A 23597-nucleotide genomic window follows, 5' to 3' on the forward strand; every position below is an offset into this window, starting at 1 on the left:
CGCGCACACGACGCCCGGACCCCGCCCAGTGTGCTGCGCCCGGACCCCGCACGGCACAGTGAGCCATGCTCGGTGCGGGCTTAAGCAGTCAGGCTCGTACCGGGCACGGCCCGCGTTCTTTGGCGTTGGTTGAGCTGGTCAGGGTCGCCGGGCCTGCTTCCTCTGCCGGTGTACCCCCTGGAGGGAATAGCGTCACCACCTTGTAGGTGTCGTTCTGGGGTACACCCCAAAACGACAGTCTTCGCACCCGCGATTCCTGTCGTTCTGGGTGCGGGGTGGGGTCATTCCGACAGATGTGTCCGAGGAGTCAGGTCAGCTGCACCCCAGCCGCGGCCTCGACGGGCCTTTCCTTCGAGGGGCGCGTCAGCTGGGGGTGCTGTCTGTAGACCATTGCTCTCCACTAAGAGGCGTGCTTGCCGACCTTAGCGGTGATGGCTTCCAGCCGCCGTGAGACGCGGGACCCGTCGAGTGCGCTGGCGCAGTGGACGATGCGTGGGCATCAGTAACCCGGTGTGCAGCGAATGCACCCCCTCCGCGGGCGTCAGCGGTCGCAGGCCGCTTGGCCGGTTTGTCAGCCGTAGGTGTCGTGCAGCCGCACGTTGGCGAGCTCCACGGTCCCGTCGGCCAACCGCCAAAAGTGCAATCGGCGTGCTGAGGGTGTTTTGTGCTGCAGGTACAGGCGCCAGCAGGTCTCTCCGCCTGGCCGGGTAACGGGGCGGTTGTTGCCCCCGGCCCCGTCGCGCAGTTGATGCAGTTCGTAGCTTGGAATTGTTTCCGCGCGGCCGCACACGACGTCGGCGATGGCGTTTATTACTCGGTCGGGTTGGATTCCTTCGAGTTCCTTCCACGAGCTGAAGAACTCGGGACCGACTGTGAACTGCGCCCACGGGTAGGTGATCTTGTCCGCGGCGGTGGTGCGGTTTGCCCAACTGATGTAGGCGCGGAACTGCAGTTCCTCTGTGGGATCGGGGAATTCGGCGGGGGTGCCGAGGACCGAGTCCGTGGTGCCTTGAGGGAATCTGACGATGCCGCGGGAGTCGGCCAGCCGCAGGCGCAAGGCGCGCACCTGAGTGCGCAGCTGCTGCTTGTCCTGTTGCGCGCGCTCGTACTTGCGCTCTATTGACTGCAGGCGGCGCGCGAGCAGGACATGCTCGGTGCGCATCGCGACCAGTGCGGCATCGCTGGTGTCTTCCGGCGAGGTCTCCGAAGGACCGTCGACGACTAGGCCATCAGTGCTCTCGTCATTGTCGTCGGGGATGGCATCGGGCGGTGCGGGGGGGATGAGCCAACCCGGGCCGGCGGGCAGTACGGCCAGGCTCGGTGTTTGCGCAAGGTCTGCGTCATCGGCCACGGTGACGACGACGTCATCCGGTGATGTGGTGAGAATTTCGACGGCGATGACCTCGCCGACGGTGAAAAGGTCGGTCACTGGTGGTACCGGGTCGTCGTCACCAGCAGTCGTGATCGTCCTGGCCGTCGTGATGATGCCAGGCAGCAGTTCGACCTGGAGTTCGTGGAGTTGGAGATGGGCGACACGAGCTAACCAGCGGCTCCCGGCCCGCAGTTCGGCGTCGGCGTCGGCGTCGGCCAGGGTACGTGCCATGGCGGTGACGTCGATCCGGTTTGCTGCGCGGTCGTAGCGGCCCTCGACACGCATTCCGGCGCACAGCAGTCGTTCGGCCAGGACACCGGCTGCGATCATGTCCGGCCAGATAACGGCCGGCATGATGGCGCCAAAGTGATCGAGGTCGACCAGGCCGCAGTTGCCGACGACACCTTTTACCGTCCCTGTGGTCTTTACCGTCCCGGTCGTTGCGCCGGGCAAAAACAGCCCTGCCTGGCGGGCCGCGGCCATCGCGTCGCTGATCAGGTCGTCAGTGATGCGTTCTCGGTCGCTGAGGTCGTACGCGAAGCGCAGCGGGGACAGCCGCACATTGTGGATCCAGCCGAGGTCGACGGGGTAGACCCGGGAGGCTCCGCCATAGACCTGGCAGCCGTCGGGAAGCTCCTCGGAGTACGCCCACGAGATCGCTCCGGTGGGTAGAACGCGAAGGTCGCACAGGCCGGCCAGCGCCTGCTCCAGTTCGGCCACGTCCGGGTAGGGTTCCCCGGCTCCGCTGGCGACCGTGACGACCAGCACGGGCCGGATTCGACCAGGTTTCTGGATGGCTCTCGCGAGAGCTCGTGCCTCATCGACGGATTGCACAGGAGCAGTCACTGTCGCTCACTCTCTCGGGTTGGGCTGTTGAGTCCTGGCGCTGCCGGTCGCCATCGGGGGAACGGGTGACCGGCAGCGCATGGGTCTCATGCGCGACCGGGCTTCCCGGACTGGGAGCGGTCGTCGTGGTGGTTGCGGCGATCGAGCTTGGCGGAGCCTCGTTCCTTCTGCTTGGCCAGGCGGTCCTGGGACTTCTGCCGCTTCTGTGCCTCGGAGGGGTTCCGGGGCGGGTTGAGGGGCTTCTTAGTCGACATGGTTCACCTCCTTCAGGGGGCGTGGCGGGGCGTGGCAGGACTACTGCGGGTCGTTTTTGCTGTCGCCGCAGCGGGCGCATCTACCCATGCCGCAGCTGGTGCAGTGGGCCACGGTGTTCACCTCCTTCCGGGCGTTTGGTGGCGTGCTGCTTGGTGGCGATGCGCGGCGCAGGCGGGCAACCCAGTCCGGCGCAGGCCGGGTCGGGTCGAGCCAGGTGGCGCCCGGAAGGCTCACTCTGTGGACGTGATCGGTCGAATAGGTGCCCGGTCCCGGGTCGACGATGAGGTCCAGCACTGGGTTCGTGCGCCGCGAGCAGTCGCCGAGGACACGCACCCCGGGGTGGGCGAGGCGAACGTGCTGAACGGCGGCCCAGCGCGCGTGCTGTTGTTCGCCGAGGTCGAGACGGCGCAGCTGGTGTGCGGCAATGAGTGCGCTGAGGGGAGAGATCCGCGCCGAACTGGACGCCGGCCGTGGGCAGAGGCCGGTGAGCTGTTGTCGAACGGGGTGCTGGGTGGCCTGGACGGCGTACTCGTGGAGTCGGCGGTGGGCGGTGACCAACGCACCCCCTTCACCGGCATCGACGATTTTGCCTGGTCCGAACGAGAACACGGTGACGTCGGCACCGAGGGCGCCGGTCGACACCGCGTCGAGGGTGGATCCGAGAGCCTGGGCGGCGTCCTCGACGATCGGCGTACCACGCAGCGCCTCGCGCAGCGCGGGGATGTCCGCCGGGATGCCGAACAGGTCCGTGGCGATGCACGCTGCGGTGCGCGCAGTGAGCGCGGCGCGCACCGCGGTGGGCTCGATCGTCGCGCTACTCGGGTCGACGTTCAGGAAGACCGGCGTGGCGCCTATACGCCGGATCGCGGTGAGCGCCGCGTCCCAGTCATAGGCCGCGGTCAGCACCTCGTCCCCGGCCTGCACGCCGACCGCCTCAAGCGCGATCAGCAGCGCGGTGCTGCCCGAGGGCAGCGCGAGGCAGTGGTCGTCCGAACCCAGCAGATCCAGCAGCGCTTCCTCCAATTCGGCGATCGTCCCGCCGCCGGTGATCGAGCTCGTGGCGGTCCGGTCGGTCTGTTCGGTCCACCAGGCCATGGCCTCGCTGGCGCGCTGCAGAAGGACGGCGTCGGTGTGGCCAGTGCGCGGTGCCGGCGTTGCGGGTCTCACGACGCGTGGCTTCCGGTGGTGATTTGCTGCACCCGGGCGCGGACCAGGTTCAGGTCCACATGCCCGGAGGTGTCAGCCATGGGCTGCAGGTAGCTCGGGAGGTGCACCGGTGTGCCCAGCCGTCGGGCGGCCTCCCAGGGAAGGTGCGGCATGAACTTGGCCTGCAGGACGGAGCGCAGTGCGAGCAGCTCGTGCTCGCGCTCGTCCAACGGCGCGAGTAGGTCCCCGAACGCCCACTGCAGGTGTCGGAGGGTGATGACCTGGCTGCCGTCGCCGTCGGCGTAGGTCATGGCGCGGTCGAGGACGTCGATCAGTGACCGGCCGGTCAGCAGTCCCGCGTAGCCTCGTACGGCCTGCTCGCCGGCGCCCTGTTCGAGGTTGCGACCTGCACGGGCCGCGGCGACCGTCAGGACCTGTGCGGCCTCCTCGGGGGAGGGGTGCAAAATCGGCACGGTGGTGAACCGGTCGAGCATGGCCGAGTCCATGAGGTCGGCTCTGTTCGTAGTTGCCACGACGGTCACCTGCGTGCCGGTCTTGTCTCCCAGCCAGGTCATCAGTTCGGCGAGCATTCGCTCGGAGGTGCCGCCGTCTGCGGACGCGCCTGTGTTGCGGCGCCCGACGGCCTGGTCGATCTCGTCCACGTGCAGGACGCACGGCGCCATCGCCTCCACGGTCTCCAGAACCTCGCGAAGCTGTCGCTCGGACTCACCGACCCATGGGCTGCGCACGTTCGCCATCGCGACGGCCGGCACGCCGAGCTCGTCGGCGATCGCGGTCACCACCAGCGTTTTTCCGACACCGGGCGGCCCGACCAACAGCATCGGCCTGGGGTGGCGTCCGGTGGCCTTGGCCTCCTGCAGTATCAGGCGGATCTGGGGCAGTCCGGCGACTCCGGCTAGCCCTTCACCGGGCGCATATACCGTCAGCGACCCGCCGAGCCGGTCGCGCAGCGCATCGCCCTTGGCCGACTGAACCCACGCCGGGGTGAGCGGCTCTTGCAGGTGCCGGGCTCGCGCCAGGTCCGCCAGGGTCAAGCCGCCGCTGATCGCGGCCAGTCGTTGCACCGATAGGCCTTCGGCCAATCGCAGGGTGGGGCCGCCCTGTCGCGGCTGCTGCAGCGCGGCAATCATCGCGGACCGTTCGCCGAGGTCGGGCGGGTCCACTGTCACGGTGACCAACCCGGGGAGCCGGCGCAGCCGCGGGTCGGGGTTTGCGCTGAGAGCCAGCAGCACGATGCGGTGGCCAAGCTTCGCGAACGCCGGGTCGATGCTGGCCTCGGCAACCAACTGCAGGAACCGCTGATGTTCCCGTGATGGTGCGTGCCCGACATCGGGCAGCACCAGATCCGTGCCGTTGATGAGCAACGTTGCGGGTGTGGTGACCGTCCGCAGCGCGGCGAGCACCTCAGCCAGGGCCTCGTCGGCGTCCGCTGCGGCATCGGGCAGGTGCACCGTCAAAGGTTCCGCGCCGGGAATCTCCGGCTGATGCGCGCCGCTGGCCAGCGACCACTCGATCACCGGGCGCCCCTGGTCGCTCTGCCGGGTGATCAGATGCCGCCGCACCCGGCGTACCTTCCGCTCGGCGCAGACGACGAAGTCGGAGGTGTTCCCGACCACGAGGAAGGCCACGCCCAGCTGCTCGGCGTCGTCCAGAGCACGATCGAGACGCAGGGTGGACCGCAACGGGACGGCGCCTGCGGTGACGACGTTCATCGCCGCTCACCGACTCGCGCCTGGGCGTCCTGCGTGGTCGCGGTACGACGGTTGCCTCGGTGCAGCGCGCAGTGCTGCAGCGCGCCGTGCACGAGGTCGCTGCGGTCCTGCCGCGCGGCGAGTTGAATCAGCGTCCCGCCACCGGGGTTGTCGTGGCGGGTCACCGACGTGGCCTCGACCAGCACCCCGTGCCGGCTCAGTTGATCGCGCAGGTCGGCCAGCATCGTCTCGCACGAGTCGCCGGCGGCGGCGAAGTCGATCTCGAACGTGCCGCCGTCTTCCACGAGCGCCAGCACGGTCGTGTCCCCACGAGTGGCCGCGACAGCCTGCCCGGCTTCGGTGGCGTCGGTGTGCACCTGGTAGCCCAGCTCGCGCATGGACTGTGTCAGCGCGTGCCCGACCACCGCTCGTTCATCCCGCTGCACCAGCGGAACTGCTCGGTCGACCAGCTGGTAAAACGAGGACACGGCGTCCTGCAGCTGCGTGTTCGCGTCCGCCCGGCCGAGCGAGACCGCGGTGGTCGCAGCGGTCAGCTGGCGGCCGGCTCGGGCGAGTAGGGGAGCGTCGACGTGTCCGAACGCCGCGGACATGCCCGGCGCCTGCAGCACGGAGGCGAGGGTCTCCAGTCTCTGCTGTGGGGTACCGGTCAGTGATGCCTGCTGGGCCGCGGCCAGCTGGGTCGAGGCAATCGTGGCCCCGACCCTCATCAGGCCCTGGTGGGCGGCCCGGGCGAGGACCTGCTGCTGCATCTGAACTGAGTTGGAGGTGTAGTTCGACATGTCGTCCTTCTTCTTCCGGAGTGGATGGTTCGGTACTTAGATGACGTCGTCTTCGTTGACCTCGGCTGCGGGCGCCGACCCCGGGTTGGGGATAAAGGGGGCTGGGACTGCCGCGGGGGTCGCGCCGGTCTCGGTCTGCGCGGGCCCGTTGGTGGGCGGTACGACCGGTGGCTTCGGGTCGGGCAGCGGCAAGGGCACATCAGGAAGGTCGTTCCCCTGCTCGCGCTCGGTACTAGGCATGAAGGGGGTGTCGTTGTCGGTGCCGTCGCGCTCACGCGCAGGGATGATCTGCCCGGGGATGGTCCCGGGAGGAAGACCCGCACCACCGGTGGCGGGTGGCGCGGGTGCGGCCAGTGCCCGGTACGCGTCTGCCGGCAGCCCGGCGTCAACCAGTAGCGGCACCCACTGCTGCTGGTGCTGCTCCTCCAGATGCTGGGCCTTCCGGTCATCTCTCTCGGCTTTTCGTTCCAGCCTCCAGGCGTCGGCCCGCACGACACCGACCAGCGCTACCTCCAGGCCGTAGACCACCGCGATGGCCGAGATCGACTCCAGCAGCGGGGTGATGATCGAGGCGAGCTTGTCGACGTCCGCCGCCTGCCTCTGCCGCTTCGTCAACTGATCCAGGTGGGCTTCCCGGTAGGTGATCGTGGGCTTGTCACCGACCTCTTTCGCGGCTTGCAGGTCCAGATTGGCCTGGGCGACCTGCGGGTCCAGTTGCTGTCCAGATCGTGTGGTGGCCACCGTCACAAGCGCCCCCCCGATGACCAAGGGGGTCGCCATCACCAGCAGTCCTAGACCGCGGCGCACAGGTGTGCGCATCTTCATCACGGCCGGCACCTGGTGGATTCCCAGCAGGGTCGCGCTCGCGACGCCGGCGACCGCGCAGGCAATAGTCAGGAGCAGCGCATACCGCAGCGCCAGTCGCGGGTCGCCGCTGAGCGCCGTGAAGACCCTGGTGGACAACGCGACGTTCGCCGGTACGACCAGCGCGAACACGACGCATCCGAACACCACGAGCAGCACCGCCGTCTTGGAGGTCTTGCCCCGCCAGATCTCGCGCCACCAGGCGGCCGCCGACGCTTGGCGTTGTTGTGCACGATCGCGGCACCGGCCAGCGCTCCCGCGCAACTGCCCGACCTTGTGGAGGACCGGCAACGACCGGGCCGTGAACACATCGCCCAGACGAGGACCACCGATCTCGCGGAGCAGCGATGATTGGTCATCAGCCGCGCGGGCGCGGGCGGCGGCACGCTTCTCCCCGCGCAGCCCGCCCAGCGTGACGCCGGCGGCGGTGAGGAGGACCAGCACGATCATGATCACTGGGATCGCCATGCCTCAGCTCACCTTCCCGGTCTTCAGGAAGGTCCCGTACACCAGCGGGGTGACGTCCTCTGGTCGCAGCACGGTGACCTCGGCGCCCATGTTCGTCAACTTGCGCGTGAACACCGCCTTCAGCGCGAGCGTCCTCGCCGCGCTCCCGGACGCAGCCTGGACGATCAGGATTTTCGCGCCCCGGTAGTTGCCCGTGAAGGTCGGCTTGGGGTCGGTGTCCTCCAGATCCGAGACCAGGATCATGCGGTCGAGCGGGGGTGTGCCCAGCGCTGCCAAGCCGCTGAGGCACGCCGCGATCGAGGAGTAGGACGACTTCAGCGGAAAACCGGCCACCTTGGCCGCGGCCGTGCCCGCCGCAGTGTGCGCCGCGGTGGCCTGACCAAAGAAGGTCCGCGCGTCGGCTTTGCGCTGCGGGCGCTGGACCTCGAAACCGACGTCGTCGACGCCCGGCATCGCCTTCAGGGACTCCACGGGCGGAATGCTCACCTGCGTCATCGGCGACTCCGACCCGTACGAATTCAGATCGACGTCTTTCAGGATGAAGCTCAGGCCCGGCGCTCCCGGCTGGGCAGCCGGCGGGACCGCATTCGCAGAAGGCGGGGGAGCGGGGGACCAGGACCTGAGCGCGGCGACCAACTTCTGGTCTTCGGTGCTGCTGAAGGCCCGGGTGGTCGAGAGCGTGGGGTCGATGCATGCGCCGCCGTGGATCGTGCTGGTCGCTGGAGCGGTCAACATAGAGGTCGGCCTCGCCTCCGCCGCCAGGGTTGGCGGAACGGCGTCGGTGGTTCCGAGCACGCCGCACGACGACAGGAGCAAGCTCGATGCGACCGCGGCCAGCGCCGCGATGACGCCGCGTACCGCCGAGCGCAAACGATGGTTGAAAAAATCCATGAGCGACTCCTTCAGCTTCAAAACTGGGGTTTCCAGGGCATCACTGGTCCCCCGTTCGCCGAGCCCCTCTCATGGGATTGGCCGTGCTCTTGATTGGTTTTCCGAACTGAGCGGCTTATTTCGGAAAATCGCGCTGTTGGGTGCAGCACGCAGCATGGACACCGCGCGGTGGCACGGGCCCATGCACACTGAGGACCGGAGGTGATGGTGGAGCCAGAGGTCACGGCGCAGGACATCGACGAGCTAGCCAGTGGCTACCGCGGTCACGTCATGGGCCACAGGTGGGACGCGTCTACGATTCCCGGCCCGTTCCGACACCTCGTGATCGATGAGGGCGGTCGGTGGCGCGCTGACGGGGTGCTGCGGGTGAGAACCCTGCTGCGCGGTTGCGTGGAGCAGTTCTCTGCGACAGGTAGGGTCCAGCGGAACCGGGTACAGGCCACGCCCGAGGAACGTGCCGGTGCGGTGCGACTGTGGTGGGGCCTTGACGAACACCCGTGCAAGCCGCGGGACGTCGTGCGCCGGAGGAGGCTGAACGCCGGCGAGGACTCGATCCCCAACTGGGCGAAGCAGGTGTGTGGAGATCCGGGCGTGATCAGCCACGTCACACAGACGCTGGACCCGACCCCGGCCGTGATGGGAGTCACTCCCAAGAACACGCGCAAGGGGTGGGACAACTCAGCTGATGCATCGGTCAGAAGGACCCCCACGAAAGGGGAGTACGTCCCGCTGACGTCCCCGCAATGGGTCACGGCAGTGCAGCGGCAGTGGCCGCCAAAGCAGGAGCGCCCTGAACTCGGGCAAGCGGTGTCCGCCATGTTCCCCCTGCGGACGCCTCCGGAGACCGGCGCGCCCGTAGGTCTGCAGTTGGATGGTTTGCTGTTGTTCCTCCCCCCCGACAGTGGCGACGACGGGTGGGGCGCGCAGATTCGTCTGCTCCGTGACGTCCTACAGGACAAGTTGTCGGACTGGTTTAGTCAGAGCCCCCAGCACAGCGAATTTGTTACCGATACGGTGTGCCGGGCGTGGTCCGATACGGACTTGCTCACGCACGACATCCAAGGGAAAAGCGCGTCCCCCACAACGGTCGTCGGTGACGCGGTGGGTGTAGTCGCTCAAATGTTGGCCTGGTCGATTATTGACCACTGCGAAGAGGATATTCTTTCGCAGGCGCACCGACGGCAGAAGGTCGCCCATGCGCTCCTTAGCGTTGTTCTAGACCCCCACGACCGGACCACAAACATACCCCCGGCGCCCTCGTTTCGGGCTGAAGTTTCTGCGGCAACCCTTCGTGCTACCCGAAACCTCTTTAATACACAGGAGGTGCGGATGCACAACGGCCAGCAAGCTCTAAATTTCGCAATGCGCATCAGCGGCGTAGAGCTGTTCGATGTCGAGACAAAAAGAGAACTGATCGAGCAGTATCTCCTTCATAGGCCACAAGCTGTCCGCGTGATCAATCCTCCCCATCATCAGTCGGCGATGTCGACCGCGGATCAGATCATCGGCTGGCAATGCGTCCTCCTCGAAGATCGAAGGCTCTCGAGGAAACACGCGCAGGCCGTGCAAAACCAGCCGGCCGGGAGCAATCTGGGATATCAGACCCATCTGCATCGGAACAAAGCCGTCCTTGCAAATAAACAAGGGCACTTCGGCCATTCCTTCGAAGCTTTCGTGGACGGCCTCCAACAGCTTGGTCAATTCGTCGGCGACAACACCGTATCAGACCCTCACGAGCGGGAAGCTACGTTGGAGCAGTTGTACCTTGGCCTCGCCGGGGCCTGTGTACGCCGGTTAGAGACCGGTCTGCTCCAAGTGCACCGTATCGACGGAAGCTACCGCTGGTTCTTCGAAAAGATATGTCGAGCAGCCTTATTCCACAGCAACTGGGCACTCGATTGTTTGACAATGTTGGAAAAGACCGATCTGGCTCCCAACCCCGCTGCAGCCCGTGCTCGTTATCAGATAGCGAACAGGAACTGGCGCGTGCAGGCGCGCATTATCCGCCTGCGCGCTCTGCTGGGGGTGCGAACCGCGATCGAAGCCCGCCTCATTGGTGAAAAAGATGTCTTCGTCGACGACCGTCGACTGGACGTGCCTATTCTCCCACTCGAACCGACGTATACCACGAACGGCGCCACCAAGGTCAGCGAAATAATCGAGACGTATTGTGAAATCCTCTTGCTGGAAGAACTGGACAATTCTCGTTCGGCGGATCTGATTCCACTCGCTGCGTGGATCGCTTTCCTGAATGATGGCGTAGTCCCCACCAGTGGGACACCGAAAAAATCCTCCTTCAAACACTGGGATTTCTATCAACTCCTGGGAGATTTTCGAGCACCCGACACCATGTCGCCGGGTGGTCTCGAGATTGATGTCCACAAACTCAGTGCGTGGTGTACCAATCACGAGGCGGACATCCTGTGGTTATCATGGGTGAGAGGCAACTCACCGGTATACAAGCGCCTTTCGGACGTCAGCGGCGGACGGTTTCATGATTTCCGCCAGGAAGTCGATCCACACATGAAGAAAGAATGGAGATCACATGACTGACAATGGCGAGGCAACCGCGTCTGCACCGATGCGGTACCCCGATGTTCCGGTCCCCGGTCTGGGAGAAAGCCCGACCCCGTCGACACTGCGTCGAGAGATCCACGACTGGATCTCAAGCGAGGCGTTCGGTGAGTTGATGACGTCTGAAGGTGGCGAACCGACCGGGTCGTTGGAGGCGCAACTGGCCTACCTGGACGGCTTCTCTGCTGCAGCGTGGGACTTTCGTGCCCGTGCTAGGAAACGCGCCGACACCCGGTACGTGGAGCGCAACCAGGTGTCGCTCGACGTGGTCGACGGCGAACGCGAGCAGATCGCCGTTGCTGCGGCGCGGGCACTCGGCCTCATCGAGGCGCACCCACCACGACTGACGTCCTACGATCACATACTGGTCTTGGGAGGGTTGGTGCGCGCGAACGTGTGGCGCAGCGCCTACGCGGCAGAACTGCTCACCTCACGGCGGGTGACCGCACCCCGAGTCACCGGGTTGACGGCCGCCCGGAAACTGTCACCGAACCCGGCGGACCGGTCATTGGATGAGCCCAGCCTGTTGCGAGCATTCGGTTTGCCGCAACGCGCGACCGAGGACGAGGTCATGCAGGACGCGCTGCAGCGCGCCTTCTCCCTACCGGAGCCGCTGTCGTCTTCGGAGACTGTGAACGGTGAGGTCGACGGAAAACGGTGCTGGGCCGCATCGCAGGCCGTGTCGAAGGAACTAAGCGTGCAAATGGTCGTGGCCGCGCCCGAAGCAGAGGGCGGTCGCCGTGCGAACACCGCAGAGACCATGCAGTTCTGGGCTGGGTTGGAGCATGTGTCGCCCGGCGACACGATCCTCTTCGTGACCTCGGCGATCTACGTACCCTTCCAACACGCCGTCGCCGTCCAGAACCTCGGCCTGCAGTTCGGTGCCCGTGTCGAAACGGTCGCGGTCGATCACACCGTCATCGAGCCCGTACCGGAGCCCCAACCGTTCCGGGGCACCAACTATTTGCAGGAGCTGCGCTCGGCCGTGCGCGCATACCGCCAACTTGTGGAGGCCATGGGCACCGACGATGAGTAGCACCCCCGCCGCGGCCGCCATGACCCTCATCGGGATTGATGCCGGCGGCTCATCCACCCGAGCCCAAGCCCTGGTCGGAGGTGCCTTGTCCTGCGTGGGAGAAGGCGGCCCCGCGAACGCCCTCATCCCCGATGACTCCCTCCTCGAACGCAGTTTCGCTGCGGCACTGCACGATCTACCGGCAGCGGGACGGATCGCCGCCTGTGTCGCCGGCGCGGGATCGGCAGCAGCCAAAGACCGCATCACACAGCTGCTACAGCGACTGCGCCCACAGTCTCAGGTGAGGGTGTACCCGGACTATGCCGCCGCGTTTCACGCGCTGCCGGCCGGCACCGACATATGCGTCATCGCCGGGACAGGATCAGTCATCTGCTCGCCCAGCTCGGCACGCGCAACAGGGTGGCTGGTGAGCGGCGGCCGCGGATGGTTGCTGGGAGACCACGGCTCCGCGAGCACGCTCGGCCGTGCGTTCTACGAGGACTACGTCAACGGTCAGCCGGACGACTGGCCAGAATGGGTTGCGGACGAAGTCGCAGCCCTACACGGTGACGCCGACTGGCGCACCGTGGTACGCACCATCCACTCCGCCGACGCCCCCGCCGCCATGTTGGCGGCCGCCGCGCCGATCGTGACCCGCCTCGCTGCTGACGGGCATGATCACGCCCACACGATTCTGGACGAGCAACTCGCGCGACTCGCGCAAAGCACCGTCGAGCACGCATACCGACTGCGACCCGACGAACCTGTCCGCGTAGGCCTCGCCGGCGGGCTTTGGAAATCAGAGGAGGCCATCACCTCTTTTCGAGCCCACCTGCTCCAACTTTCCGAGCTGGCCCACCTGACCTCCACCGGGCCGGTCGACCCACTGGTAGGAACGTTACGTCTCGCGAGCCAACAAACGGCCGGTTGAGTTGTGAACCAAGAAGCCAACTCGAGCGCAGCGCAGCTGGCGCGCACCGAACAGCGTCACCCCTCAAGCACCACGTTGGGCCAGATGGGTGTCGGGGACGTTATCGCATTGATGGAATCCGAAGAGCACGTTGTCCTGGAAGCACTCATACATGCCCACGATGCGCTTGCACGGGTCGCCCTGGCGGTAGCCCACAGTTATCTGCACGGCGGACGGACCGTGTTCCTCGGAGCTGGCACGCCGGGGCTGCTGGTCATCCAAGAAGTCAGTGAACTTCCTGCCACCTTCGGCGTATCCGCGAGCCAGTTCATTGCCTTCGTGGCGTCCAGGGCTCAGGTCGGACCTGCAGCGATCGCGGGCACCGAGGACTCAACCCATGAGATCCGCGAGAAGCTTGCGGCGATGCACATCGGACCCAGTGACACCGTCATCGGTATAGCCTCCTCAGGGCGCACACCCTTTGTGGTGGCCGGCCTTCAAGCGGCAACCGCTGCGGGCGCCTGGACATGCGGGATCGCAAACAACCCCAACACCCCGGTGCTGCAGGTCAGCACCACGGAGGTTCTCCTCGACACGGGTTCCGAGTTACTCACCGGGTCGACACGGCTGAAAGCCGGCACGGCCCAAAAAATCGCCTTGAACCGAATCACAACCGCAGCAATGGTCCATGCAGGTCGGGTGCGCAGCAATCACATGGTTGAGATGCGAGCCACGAATATCAAACTACGTGAGAGAGCAATCAGGATCTTGGAGGATCTGTTGGACATGCCGGCAGATACGGCAATCCGGCTTCTTCAGAGCTGCGACTGGCACGTGGGAGAGGCGTTACGGGCAAACATGCACCCCGCCGCGGATCTCACCTCTGCCGAGGACGCGGTTGTCAGACGAGCAAACTGACTTATCACAAGTTCACCGAGGCGGATGCGTTACGGGCGATGGCGCGCCAACGCATGTGTATGAAAGTCACGTAGATCGAAGGCAAGGCACGGATCGGCCAGAGTGAGATCAAACGCCGCGCGCGGCATTTCGAGGACGTTGCGCTGGTACCAGGCGTTGGCGGCAATGTCCTCGCGGGTCCTCGCGGGTCCACACGTCGAGCGTCTTCGTGTTCCGTTCCTGAGAGAAGCCAGCCTCTGTGAAGCAGGCTGGTGGCTACTCCGATGCTCTGGTGGTCAGGGTGGTTGCGATGGTGTCGATCGTTGCAGTACCCCCGTGGAATTCGATGTCGAGGACGCCGATCACTGTTCCGTCGTCTGGGACGACGGCGACCAGGGCGATGGCCGGCTGGGTGAGGATCGTCCGGCGCGGTCTGACGTTGTCGTAGTTCTGCGTGGAGAGAAAGGACAGTGCGCGGCAACGCAGCCAGCTGGCCTGATCAGACGGGTGGTAGGAGCGGACCGCGAACGTCGGGGGTGGGCGCCGGGCACTCGGCAATCGGTGCCCGAGCCGAATGGTGCGGCGAGGTGACCTATAGCCCGAGGGTGGTGGCGGCGTTGTCGGTCCATGCGTTGTGGATGCGGACGTAGCCGCCGAGGGTCGCGAGGGATTGGTGGCGGGTTTGGTGGGCGATGGCGCGGTCGGTGGCTCCGCGCAGGTGGGCGTAGGTGATGAACCCCGCACGGAGGGAGTGGGCGCTGTAGGGCGTGGGGTCGATGCCGGCGCGGGCGACCGCTCGTTGGATGAGGGTGTTGATGGATTCGGGGTTCAGGGCTCGGGGGAGTGCGGTGTTGCTTTTGCCGACGGGTCGAAACACCGGGCCGGTGGTGAGTGCCCCGGCCAGCTCCAGCCACTGCTGCAGGACCGTTACGGGGCATCGGTCAGGATTGCCGCCGCGGGGCAGGACGGCCAGTTCGGTGTGTTCGCCGGTTTGATTGGTCTTGGAGCGGGTCAGGGTCAGCACCAGCCCGTTGGCGTGGTCATTGATGTCCTCGACGCGTAGGGCGGCGAGTTCGCTACGGCGGAGGGCGGCGACGAATCCGACCAGGATGAGGGCTTTGTCGCGGTGACCGGCCAGGTCCGGCTCAGGTGCGCGACCTTTGGTCTTCCACGTTTTTGTGGTGGGGCAGGCGGCGAGGACGTCGAACAGCTCCGGCGGCATCAGCGGTGCGGACCGGTCTGGGGGTGCCCCGTGGGTGCGGCGGATCCCTTCCCAGACCGCGACGACGCGGGCGTTGGCGGTGGGGTCGGGCAGGTTCTGCAGCTGGTGGACGAACTTGATCGCCGACAGGCGCCGGCTCATCGTCCCGACCTTCGCGCCGGCCTTCGCCAAATCGGACAGGTACCCAGTGATGGTCGACGCGGCCGCCGGCAACACCAGTAGGTCACCGTGGACGGCGCACCAGCCGGTGAACTCGGTCCAGTCCGAGCGGTACCCCCGCAACGTGTTCGCTGCCCGCGCCGCCTCGACGTACTCCGCCTCGGCCTCGGACAGCGGGACCTCATCGAGCAGCTGCACCGCGTCGGTCTCGCTGCGATGGCGCGTCACGTCTGTGCGATCGCCATGGTCGGTCATGGTGGCCACGCTAACGTCTATTACATGGGATTCCGGTCATTATCCCATGTGATGATGCCCTGTCAGGACCCGTCTCTACGCTCTCCGGTTGTGACCCGCTCCGACCCCCGCCCGCTTGGCGGATGACGCACCAGCGAGGTGCTCGTCTGGGACACCGATGCCCTGCTGGGCGATGCCTGCCGGGTCTTGCTTACCGACGTGAAGTCGGTAAGCAAGCGATCTCCGCCGGAGCCGCATGGCCCGTCATGCCAGAGAAGACGTTTCACGAGTTGGGGTGGATGTTGGCCAAGGGCGCCCGGTCCCGCGGTGTGCGCGATGGTGACCTGAGGGCGTTGCTTGAACGCGAGTATCTGCCCCGAATTTCGGTGATCGTGGTGCCGTCGTCGGGCAGCGGCCATTGGATGCCTAGTGCTGATGACGTTCCGGGCCCAGACGATGTCGAACACGTTCAAGTAGCACGATTCATCTCAGCACGAGCCGTGTATTCCCATGACAAGGACCTGCGCGGCCCGGGCTTTGCCCCGGCGACACGAGCGGCGTACGACGAACGGGTGGCGCACCTGGCGGCCGTGGCTGCATTCCGGCAGCTGGAGATTGGCGTTTCAGTCCTCATTCCACTAGAAGACGGTGATGAGTGACCGTGGTCAGCTGGCGGCAGGTGTGTATCGGGGCGGCTTCGATCCCCAGCTGGGTTCGCAGTGGCCTCCGCCCAACCTCACCGCGCCGCGCGCCGGGCGTGTGCTTGCCGATGGTCCCAGCGGGGGTGTGTCAGGAGCAGCTCGTGCTGCCAGCCACGAGCAGCATCTGAGGTTACGCCGATGATGCTGTGCCCGTGGTCTTGCGCGAAGTCGTCTGCGTCCAGTTCACGGTGGGGGTAGCGAAGTCGCAGAACGAGATGCGCCACCAGCAGTACGCCCGGGGCAGCTAAGAGTCCGGCCGTCAGGTTGGAGTGGGCGGCGAGGAAACCCACCGCCCCTAAGACCAGGGCGGCGCCACTCAGAATTAGCAGGAGGCTCGTCAATTTTGTGTGCCACCGTGTGTGACCCAGAGTGAGATGCCCGGCCTCGTGCGCGGCGAAGAAGAATGCCTGGTCGGCATCGCACAGCAGCGCATCCCCGAATCTGATGACATGACGGCCTCGCCAGTCGGTGTTCGCACCGCTGTTCGCGCTGCCGGGCACCCACCGCACGTGCACGGGCTCGGGCACGAGTTTGGTGATGACTTCCTCAACCTGTGCGCGGGTGACCGCCCCCAATGACCAACCTCCCAGTTCGTCCGAAGTGCTCGTCGATAAGCACAATTCGAAGATACGTCGCGATACCGACACCTGCACAACACCAGTGGGGGTCAAATGCGTGATCGCCTTCTGCGACACCGCGCGGTGCCGATCAGGTCAATGGGTGGCCCTGTGGAGTGGGGCGCCTCGGCGTCCTTGTGCGCCCGACGGCTTCCTTGGAGCGGATGATGTCGGCCAGGCTCGCCTGTTGCACGGTGACGGTTCCCACCTGGCGGGGGGCGTCCCGGATCAGTTCGGGTTACCCCCTCGGTGCCGGAGGGGTGAAACGTCAGATCGACATCGCCGTGAGGGGTGCGCAGGCTCAGCGCGGTCATGTCCGCCAGCGCGGCCGCATTGGTCTCGAACGGCAAAGACTCCGGTAACGCGTCGACGCGAATACCTGCCTGCAGCTCGCGCAGCACTGCGACGACGCGGGTCAGGTTCTCAGCGGGTGTGAGGTTGATGTCGATCGTGGGGCGCTGAGCCCCATGCAGCTCGGCGGCGTACCCGCCGACCAGGACGTACTGCACCCGGTGGCGATCCAGCACCTGCACGATCTCGTGCGGGGCAAAGTGTTCTGCGCTCACCCCAGCCCCGCCGCCCGCTCGAACAGCTGCTGCGCCTCGCGTGCCGTCGCCGTGCCCGCCGGGTCGGTGACCACCAGCGCGTCCAGCACGGTGTCGTGATCATCGAACGGCTCCAACCGGGTCCGCGGCTCCAGCCCGGTGCCTTCGACCAGGATCCGGAACAGCAACGGGAACGAGGGCTGCCGGCGGCCGGACTCGATCTGCGCGATCGTGGACGCCGGCACCCTCGCAGCCGCCGCGACATCCCGCTGGGTCAACCCCGTGCGGGCCCGGGCCGCCTTCACCAGGTTGCCCGCCCACCGCTGCGCGTGCGCCGTGGTCGTGGGCCCGATCGTGGCCATCGGCTGCACCCGCTCCATACCCCTCATGCCACCGGATCACGTATCAACGGGACGGATTTGATCTGTGATGAGCAGGGTTCTGATGGGTCCGGTGAGCGCGGTCCCGTTCATTGCGGTCACGTTGCCCAAGCAGCTGCACGAGTGCTGGCCGGTCGGCCTCCTGGGGCAGGCGGGGACCGTCGTTATGGGCCGGTTCTGCCCACCAATTCATCGATGGGCGGTCTATGGCTTGCTGCGTGCGGGCGCGCAGGTTGTGGACTTGGGCGAGCTGGGTGCTGGCGGCTGCTAGCCGGTCTTGAGTCCAGCGCTTGGCGCTGGAGATGAGGTCCTGTGAAACGAGGCTGTTGCTGAGTCCGAGGCGTGCACCCACTCGTTCGGCATTCTGGTTCCAGTACCGGGCTGGTCGCGCTGTGATGACCGGTGCTGCAGCGGTTCGAGCCAGGTCCGGTGGCAGGTTGGACAGGCGTTCCTCTAGGAGTGTGTCGGCCAGGGCGTGCGGCCGGGTCAGTGCCGCTCGCAGCGCGGCGGGGCCTTGCAGGGTGAAGACGTCGGCGGGGTCGAGACCGGGTGGGAATGTGACGTTGCCGGGGTCGAGGTCGTGCGGTGCGAGCATCCAGTAGTCGCGCTCGGCGGCAACCTGACCAGACATGTTGGCGTCGTTGTCGGTGGCCACGATCAGCCATGGGTCGAAGGGGGCCGTTGTGCAGGTCGAGTCCAGGGATGGGCCAGCGGAGAGGTGCTCCCGTAGGGCGGCCAGTTGTTGTGCCTGCTCCTCCGTCAGGGAGGTCCCGAGTGGGGCGACACCGATCAACTTGCCGGGGGACGCGAGGGTCACCGCAAGGGCGTCCAACGGTCCTTCGACGAGCACCGGCCGCGCACCGGCGACGTAAAGGTCGGTGCTTGAGACGTACAGCTGGGAGCCCTTCGCAAACAACGCGTTTGTGGGGGTATTGAGATACTTCGGCCCCTTCTTGTCGTCGTCGGTCAGGTCGGTGTGGCGTCTGCCGACGAAGCCGAGGATGACATCGGCGCCCCCGAACCGCTGGGTGTCGTAGCCCGCCCAGCCGTCGCGCCGATGGATGATGGGCAGCACCAGTCGATCGGCGAAGTGGTCGCGTAGGTGGCCGGACGACTCGTTCCTCCGCGCGACACCGGCGGCCAGCATCTCTTCGTCGGTAGCCCCGAGGTCGTGGAGATGATTGATCAGGCGGTCCCACCCCGGTGGCGCAAATCCGGGCTGGAATCGGTCGTCATCTGCAAGGTCGGTACCGAATCGATCAGTTAGATGCTGCGCCGCCCATGAGCCCCGCAGCTGCTGGCGGTAGTAGGCGAGCGTCAATACGTTGATCTGAGCGATGCGGGTCGTACTTACCGGACTGTTCGCAAACCGCGCGGCGTGTTGCATCGCGCGATCCAACTGGGTGTCGGATGTCTCGAACGGCCCGAGTGCGTCTCGGCCCAGCTTTGCCATGAGCAGGCGGTGGGCGACCGTGTCCTCGTTGTCGGGTTCGACCGCCCAGTTGCGGGGCTGGTGGTCGTTGACCTGCGGACCCCCGCGATGGGTGGTGTTCGCGCGAGACTCGTTGAAAGCATTGCCAGTTGGAGGGGTGTTCTCACACAGACTCTCGCTGGTCTCTCCGTACGGGTCGCCATAGCCGGGGTCGTCGGGGACTGGATCCATGGCCACCGACAGTCGCCATACAAGCGACTGGCAGGGGTCGTCGCGGGGGTCGGCCCTTCGCGCGGACTCGCCGCGGAAGAGTTCTTCGATGGGCCAGCCCCGCTGGAGGGCACGCTCGACCACCGTGACCAGGGTCGGCCACCACGGGCTGTGTTGTAGCTGATGGGCGGGCCCTAGGTGGATCAGCTCGGGAAGTCGCGACGTCCACGGGGTACTGACCTGCCGGTCAGTGTCGACCTGTTCGGCGACAGCGGGGGACAGGTGTGCGTGGATGCGCCACCACAGTGCTGCGGTCGCGTAGTCGCTGGGGAGGGGCCCTGCCGCGGCAGCGCGGTGCAGCAGTCCTGCGGCATCGAGGCCTGATCGCGCTACCCCCGCCAGCCGTTCGGCCAGCACTGGGGCGAACGAGTCGTGAGCCCCGGCGCGAGAAGTCGCCGCGATCTGGTCGCCCCATTCCTCCATCGCGGGCGTGCGATCACCTGCGAGTCGCTCCTTGAGCTGTCGCTGCCACCCGGCGGGCGCTTTCTGCAGTTGGGAGCGACCCGTCGGCGTGCGATCGGACTCGGGGACCAGCATCGCGGCTCTCCACACCGCGATGTCGCCGATTACGTCATCCGCGGGTCGGCCCCCGAGCATTGAAGCCCAGGTCGGGGTACTGCCGGCAACCGCTGCACGGCGCACGGTGTCGGCCAGGTCGGTGACCCTTGCTGCGCGCTGCGTGAGGTAGGGCCCCCAGGTGTCGTGATTGGTGAGGGAGGCGGGCACAGCCGGCGTCCATGGCAACGGGCCGGGGTCGTTGCCGCGCAGTCCTGTGTCGTCGAGGCGCCAGTCCAGCACTGCTGCGGTGTCGCCGGCGGTGTCGAGTTCGCGCGCTCGTGCCGCGGATTGCAGCGCGGCGATGGGGTCGCTGCCGTGTGCGCTGATCAGGACAAGGTGGGCACGCAACGCCGGCCACGCATCCTGTTCGACGATGTCTGGGACGACGCGCTCCGCGTCGATCCCCAATGCCATGACCTTGTCCGGCCCGAGCTGATGCTCGGCCGCGAAATACAGGGCGTCAAGGTAGCGCTGCGCGGCTTGTCCCAACAGGGTGGTTGGTTCGCTTTGATGGCGCAGCGTCGTGGTGGCCGAGCGGGGTGCCTCGTCGCGGGCCAGGATTTGCTCGAGCAGCTCGGTAGGGGTCGGCGGGTGGGTCAGCTCCGGGCGGATCATGGTGTGCGGGTCACCGTTGCCGGTGACTTGCAGGTAGACGTGGTTGGCCTGCTTGCCGCGGGTCAGCATGGTGTACAGCTGTTGCCGCGACTCATCCCCGCCGGCAAGGCCGTGCGCAGTGTCGACCGAGACCCCCTGGGCCGAGTGCACTGTTGTGGCGTACCCCAGTTCGGCGTGTTCTCGGACGTAGTCGGCAGGCAGGGTCACCAGGCGACCGCTGCGCGTGTGCTGCACCCGCAGCGACCCGTCATCGATGGCCAAGACGGTCCATCTATCCCCGTTCTTGACCCAGTCGGTCGCCGCAGTACGTAGTCGCCGGTCGTTGGAACGGGTGATGATCAGCTCGCCGATACTGCTCAGGTTGCCGTCGGCCAGGCGCAGCGTCGGTCTTTCTTCGGCGCCGACACCGGCGCGGTCCAGTCGGTGGGCGCGGGCCCGTGCGTTGAGTTCCCCGGCCAGCTCTCGGGTTGGTGCCAGCATGATTGAGTCCAGGCCGTTAAGGCGGTCGATCAGCCAGGCGTTGAAGACATTTTGTGTCATCGTTGCCAGGTCGCCGACGTGGACCCGCTGCTGGTCCAGGTAGAAACCCAACGCTTCCGGATGGCCTTCGCGCAGGGACAGGGAAGCGGCGCCCTCAGCAGGGTCAACGAACCGGACGAGCTCGGTCAATCGGCAGGCGCCGTGGATGGCTTGGATGTCGCGCAGTACACCGCCGGCACCGATCGCGGCCAGCTGCTGGTCGTCGCCGATCAGCCGGACGCTGCCGCCACGGTGAAGGACGAACCGGACCGCGAGATCCAGGGTCAGCGTGTCAGCCATCCCGGCTTCGTCAATCACCACCAGCGTCTTGGGGCCGATGTCCGTAACGCTCACCCGCCACGGCTGCAGTGGTGCTCCTTCGATGACGTCATCGGGGCCTGCCGGGGCGTACCAGGTGCGGGCCCGTGGGTCCCATCGGGCGCCGGCGGCCCGGGCCGCGCCCTGCTCGGCAACCGGTACGTCCAGCCAGGCGCGCGCGTCCGGGTCGCGTTCGGTGATCTCGTGGATGAGTTTGGCCAGGGTGTCGGTGCGAGTGTTGATCTGGTCGTGCAGGACGGTGGCCGCAGCGGCTGACGGCGCCAGCCCCATCACCTGACCCCCGCCTTCGGTCCACGCGGCTGACAGCGCCCGCATTGCAGTGGTCTTGCCGGAGCCGGCGGGCGCGATCGCCAGCTGCAACCGCGCACCGGACGTCGCCACCTCGCGAACCAGAGATGCCTGCCCGGGGTTGAGCACGATGCCGTTCGCGGAACCGCTCAGCAATGCCCTGTCCACCGTCAGGTCGTCGACAGCTGCACCGTCGGTTCGGCCCGCAGCGGCGACCAGCCGCTGCTCGGCCTCCGTGACCCTGGTCGAGGTGAACAGGTCGGCGCCGGCAATGGTGTAGACACTGGACCCGTCCCGACGACGCAGCAGCGGTGGTTCGACGACGTCGTGCTCGGGGCGGCGGAGAGACACGGAGAGTGCGAGCGCACCAGCGACCAGTTGCTCAACGAGGTCCGCCGCATGCTGAGGCAAGGCGCCCATGCTGCGGATCTGCCGCTCAGCTTCGGCGCGCAGGTGCCAGACCTGCCAGGTGGCCCGCCGGCTCTCCATCTGCGTGATGACCGCCTGGGCCATTGCGCCGACGTCGACCCTTACGTTTGGGCTGACCGTCGATGGGGGAGGGGGACCGATCGCCGTCGAAAGCATCGATGCGATGCCCGCATCGCCGCCCAGCACCTCCCGCGCTTGCTGCCGCCACGCGAGACGCTGCTCAGCCAGGCCTCGCGGCTCGTGTTTGCCCTCGCGCGTCTCCAAGGTGGCTTGCTGGGCCAAGCGAAGGGCTTCGACCGGGGTCGGCGGTCGACCATGCGTGCCCTGGAACTGCGTCACGAGCGTGCTTCGCCGTTCCTCAATGCTCACCCGCCGGGCCGACCAGCAGCGATTGAGAGCTGACGAGACACCCACGACCTCACGTACCGGCCGCTTGCGGTGACCCGCGCTGTCCCGTTCCTCGAATCGGAGTCGGAGGGCGGTGTGCAGGTGCCGTTCCAGCGCGGTGTTGTAGGTCTCGGATGCAGCCACGGTCGCCTTGAACAGGACCCGGCCATCGATTGCCAGCCACTTGCCGTCCGTTGTGCGCACCTTGTTGGCGACGGCGACATGGGTATGCAGATCGGGATCCCCGGCGCGGCTGTCACGGTGGGCGAACGCGGTGGCGACCAGTCCCTGGACGTCGACCTGGCGAACGCCGTTCGCGCCCTCCCGGGAGTACAGCGCGTGGTGCTCGATGAAGGTCAGCGCATCGTTGACCGCGGCCTGGTGCGCGCGTTCGATCCGGGCCGCGGTGCCCTGGTCGGCAAGCGCCCACAGGGTCGAGACTGACTTCACCGGGCTGAACGTCAGGTCGAACCCCGCGACGGACTGCGTCTTGGGGCGCGAGCCCTGGGCGATCGTGGTTACCAGTTCGCGGGCGTCAATTGCGTCTCGGCCGTGCTCGGCTCGGAAGAACGCTCGCGCGACGTCGGTGCGAACCGCCGCCCTCTCCTCGGCGGGAACGGGCCAGTCCCGGGGGAGGCCGGCCTGTTCATTCAGCCCGGCGAGGCGGGCGGCGACTTCGACCCGATAAGACGAGACATCGTTGACGTAGGCCTTGTACGGAGTGCCGAGACGGGTTACCGCTCGGTAGTCCCGGTCGGTCAGATCTGGGCCGTGGAGGTTTTCGCGCCGGGCGTGGGCTAGGGGGTGGTGCCCCGACCCGAACAGGGCCTGCATCTGGTCGGCGGTGACCGCATCACCGGGCGACACCCCGTCGATGTCGGCCAGCCCGGAGCCGACCCAGACACCGGGCACCTCACCTTTCTCGGTGTAGTACGACGCCAGGGCTGTATGCCCTTTCTCGGTCGCGTCCAGGGCGGCGACCTGACGGGTCAGGTAGTCATACCCCGACCCGGCCGTGAGCTTGTGGATGCTCATCGTCACCCCCGTCTGAAGGCGGCGATGACCGTCCGAGCGGGCGGTCATCGCGAAGTAGCGACCGGGGATGCAAGAGGTGTGTGGTGCTTCGGCTGTCGGATTTCGAAAGGGGGTACG

At 66.6% G+C, this 23597-nt stretch carries 17 protein-coding genes; 5 read left to right on the top strand and 12 right to left on the bottom strand.

Annotated elements, in window-relative coordinates:
- Positions 1-571: 571 nt before the first annotated feature.
- From J4030_RS15475 to J4030_RS15505, 7 genes are all read right to left on the bottom strand, one after another.
- Complete coding sequence (locus tag J4030_RS15475) at positions 572-2140, bottom strand: hypothetical protein (RefSeq protein WP_208050130.1); 1569 nt, start codon at positions 2138-2140, stop codon at positions 572-574.
- Positions 2141-2304: 164 nt separating this feature from the next.
- Positions 2305-2472, bottom strand: a complete 168-nt coding sequence (locus J4030_RS15480; RefSeq protein ID WP_208050131.1) for a hypothetical protein — start codon at positions 2470-2472, stop codon at positions 2305-2307.
- Positions 2473-2512: 40 nt separating this feature from the next.
- Positions 2513-3640, bottom strand: coding sequence for an aminotransferase class I/II-fold pyridoxal phosphate-dependent enzyme (locus J4030_RS15485; RefSeq protein ID WP_208050132.1), 1128 nt, complete (start codon positions 3638-3640; stop codon positions 2513-2515).
- The gene (locus tag J4030_RS15490) at positions 3637-5352 is read right to left on the bottom strand and encodes an ATP-binding protein (protein ID WP_208050133.1); all 1716 of its coding nucleotides are present in this window, start codon (positions 5350-5352) and stop codon (positions 3637-3639) included. Before J4030_RS15490 ends, J4030_RS15485 begins: the two co-directional genes overlap by 4 nt.
- Positions 5349-6131: a hypothetical protein gene (locus J4030_RS15495; protein WP_208050134.1), complete on the bottom strand. Its 783-nt coding sequence runs from the start codon at positions 6129-6131 to the stop codon at positions 5349-5351. The genes J4030_RS15490 and J4030_RS15495 overlap by 4 nt, the downstream gene beginning before the upstream one ends.
- A 36-nt stretch (positions 6132-6167) precedes the next feature.
- Positions 6168-7463: a hypothetical protein gene (locus tag J4030_RS15500; protein WP_208050135.1), complete on the bottom strand. Its 1296-nt coding sequence runs from the start codon at positions 7461-7463 to the stop codon at positions 6168-6170.
- Between the two features lie 3 nt (positions 7464-7466).
- The gene (locus J4030_RS15505) at positions 7467-8354 is read right to left on the bottom strand and encodes a hypothetical protein (protein WP_208050136.1); all 888 of its coding nucleotides are present in this window, start codon (positions 8352-8354) and stop codon (positions 7467-7469) included.
- 204 nt (positions 8355-8558) lie between these two features.
- Between J4030_RS15505 and J4030_RS15510 the strand changes: the two genes are divergently transcribed.
- The 4 genes from J4030_RS15510 (at position 8559) to J4030_RS15525 (ending at position 13771) form a co-directional block, all read left to right on the top strand.
- Positions 8559-10907, top strand: a complete 2349-nt coding sequence (locus tag J4030_RS15510; protein WP_208050137.1) for a hypothetical protein — start codon at positions 8559-8561, stop codon at positions 10905-10907.
- A 259-nt stretch (positions 10908-11166) separates the two neighbouring features.
- Entirely contained in the window at positions 11167-11964 is a 798-nt protein-coding gene (locus J4030_RS15515) for a hypothetical protein (RefSeq protein ID WP_208050138.1), read from the top strand.
- 19 nt (positions 11965-11983) lie between these two features.
- Complete coding sequence (locus J4030_RS15520) at positions 11984-12874, top strand: N-acetylglucosamine kinase (RefSeq protein ID WP_208050139.1); 891 nt, start codon at positions 11984-11986, stop codon at positions 12872-12874.
- A gap of 3 nt (positions 12875-12877) precedes the next feature.
- Positions 12878-13771: an N-acetylmuramic acid 6-phosphate etherase gene (locus J4030_RS15525; RefSeq protein WP_208050140.1), complete on the top strand. Its 894-nt coding sequence runs from the start codon at positions 12878-12880 to the stop codon at positions 13769-13771.
- Positions 13772-14342: 571 nt separating this feature from the next.
- Here J4030_RS15525 and J4030_RS15530 read toward each other — a convergent pair.
- Positions 14343-15386, bottom strand: coding sequence for a site-specific integrase (locus J4030_RS15530; protein ID WP_208050141.1), 1044 nt, complete (start codon positions 15384-15386; stop codon positions 14343-14345).
- A gap of 278 nt (positions 15387-15664) precedes the next feature.
- Between J4030_RS15530 and J4030_RS15535 the strand changes: the two genes are divergently transcribed.
- On the top strand, positions 15665-16024 hold the full coding sequence (locus J4030_RS15535) for a hypothetical protein (protein WP_208050142.1): 360 nt from the start codon (positions 15665-15667) through the stop codon (positions 16022-16024).
- 77 nt (positions 16025-16101) lie between these two features.
- Here the strand turns inward: J4030_RS15535 and J4030_RS15540 are convergent, their stop codons facing one another.
- From J4030_RS15540 to mobF, 4 genes are read right to left on the bottom strand one after another with little or no spacing between them, the layout of a single operon-like run.
- On the bottom strand, positions 16102-16761 hold the full coding sequence (locus J4030_RS15540; RefSeq protein ID WP_208050143.1) for a M48 family metalloprotease: 660 nt from the start codon (positions 16759-16761) through the stop codon (positions 16102-16104).
- The gene (locus tag J4030_RS15545) at positions 16734-17249 is read right to left on the bottom strand and encodes a hypothetical protein (protein ID WP_208050144.1); all 516 of its coding nucleotides are present in this window, start codon (positions 17247-17249) and stop codon (positions 16734-16736) included. Before J4030_RS15545 ends, J4030_RS15540 begins: the two co-directional genes overlap by 28 nt.
- Positions 17246-17617 carry a helix-turn-helix transcriptional regulator gene (locus J4030_RS15550; RefSeq protein WP_243763443.1) on the bottom strand — a complete coding sequence of 124 codons (372 nt, stop codon included), beginning with the start codon at positions 17615-17617 and terminating at the stop codon, positions 17246-17248. The genes J4030_RS15545 and J4030_RS15550 overlap by 4 nt, the downstream gene beginning before the upstream one ends.
- A gap of 16 nt (positions 17618-17633) precedes the next feature.
- Positions 17634-23480 (bottom strand): MobF family relaxase, encoded by a 5847-nt coding sequence (mobF, locus tag J4030_RS15555; RefSeq protein WP_243763444.1) that lies wholly within the window; start codon positions 23478-23480, stop codon positions 17634-17636.
- Positions 23481-23597: the final 117 nt, after the last annotated feature.

Origin of the sequence: Allobranchiibius sp. CTAmp26 (assembly GCF_017565405.1) — a bacterium.
In the GTDB taxonomy this organism is placed as follows: domain Bacteria; phylum Actinomycetota; class Actinomycetes; order Actinomycetales; family Dermatophilaceae; genus Allobranchiibius.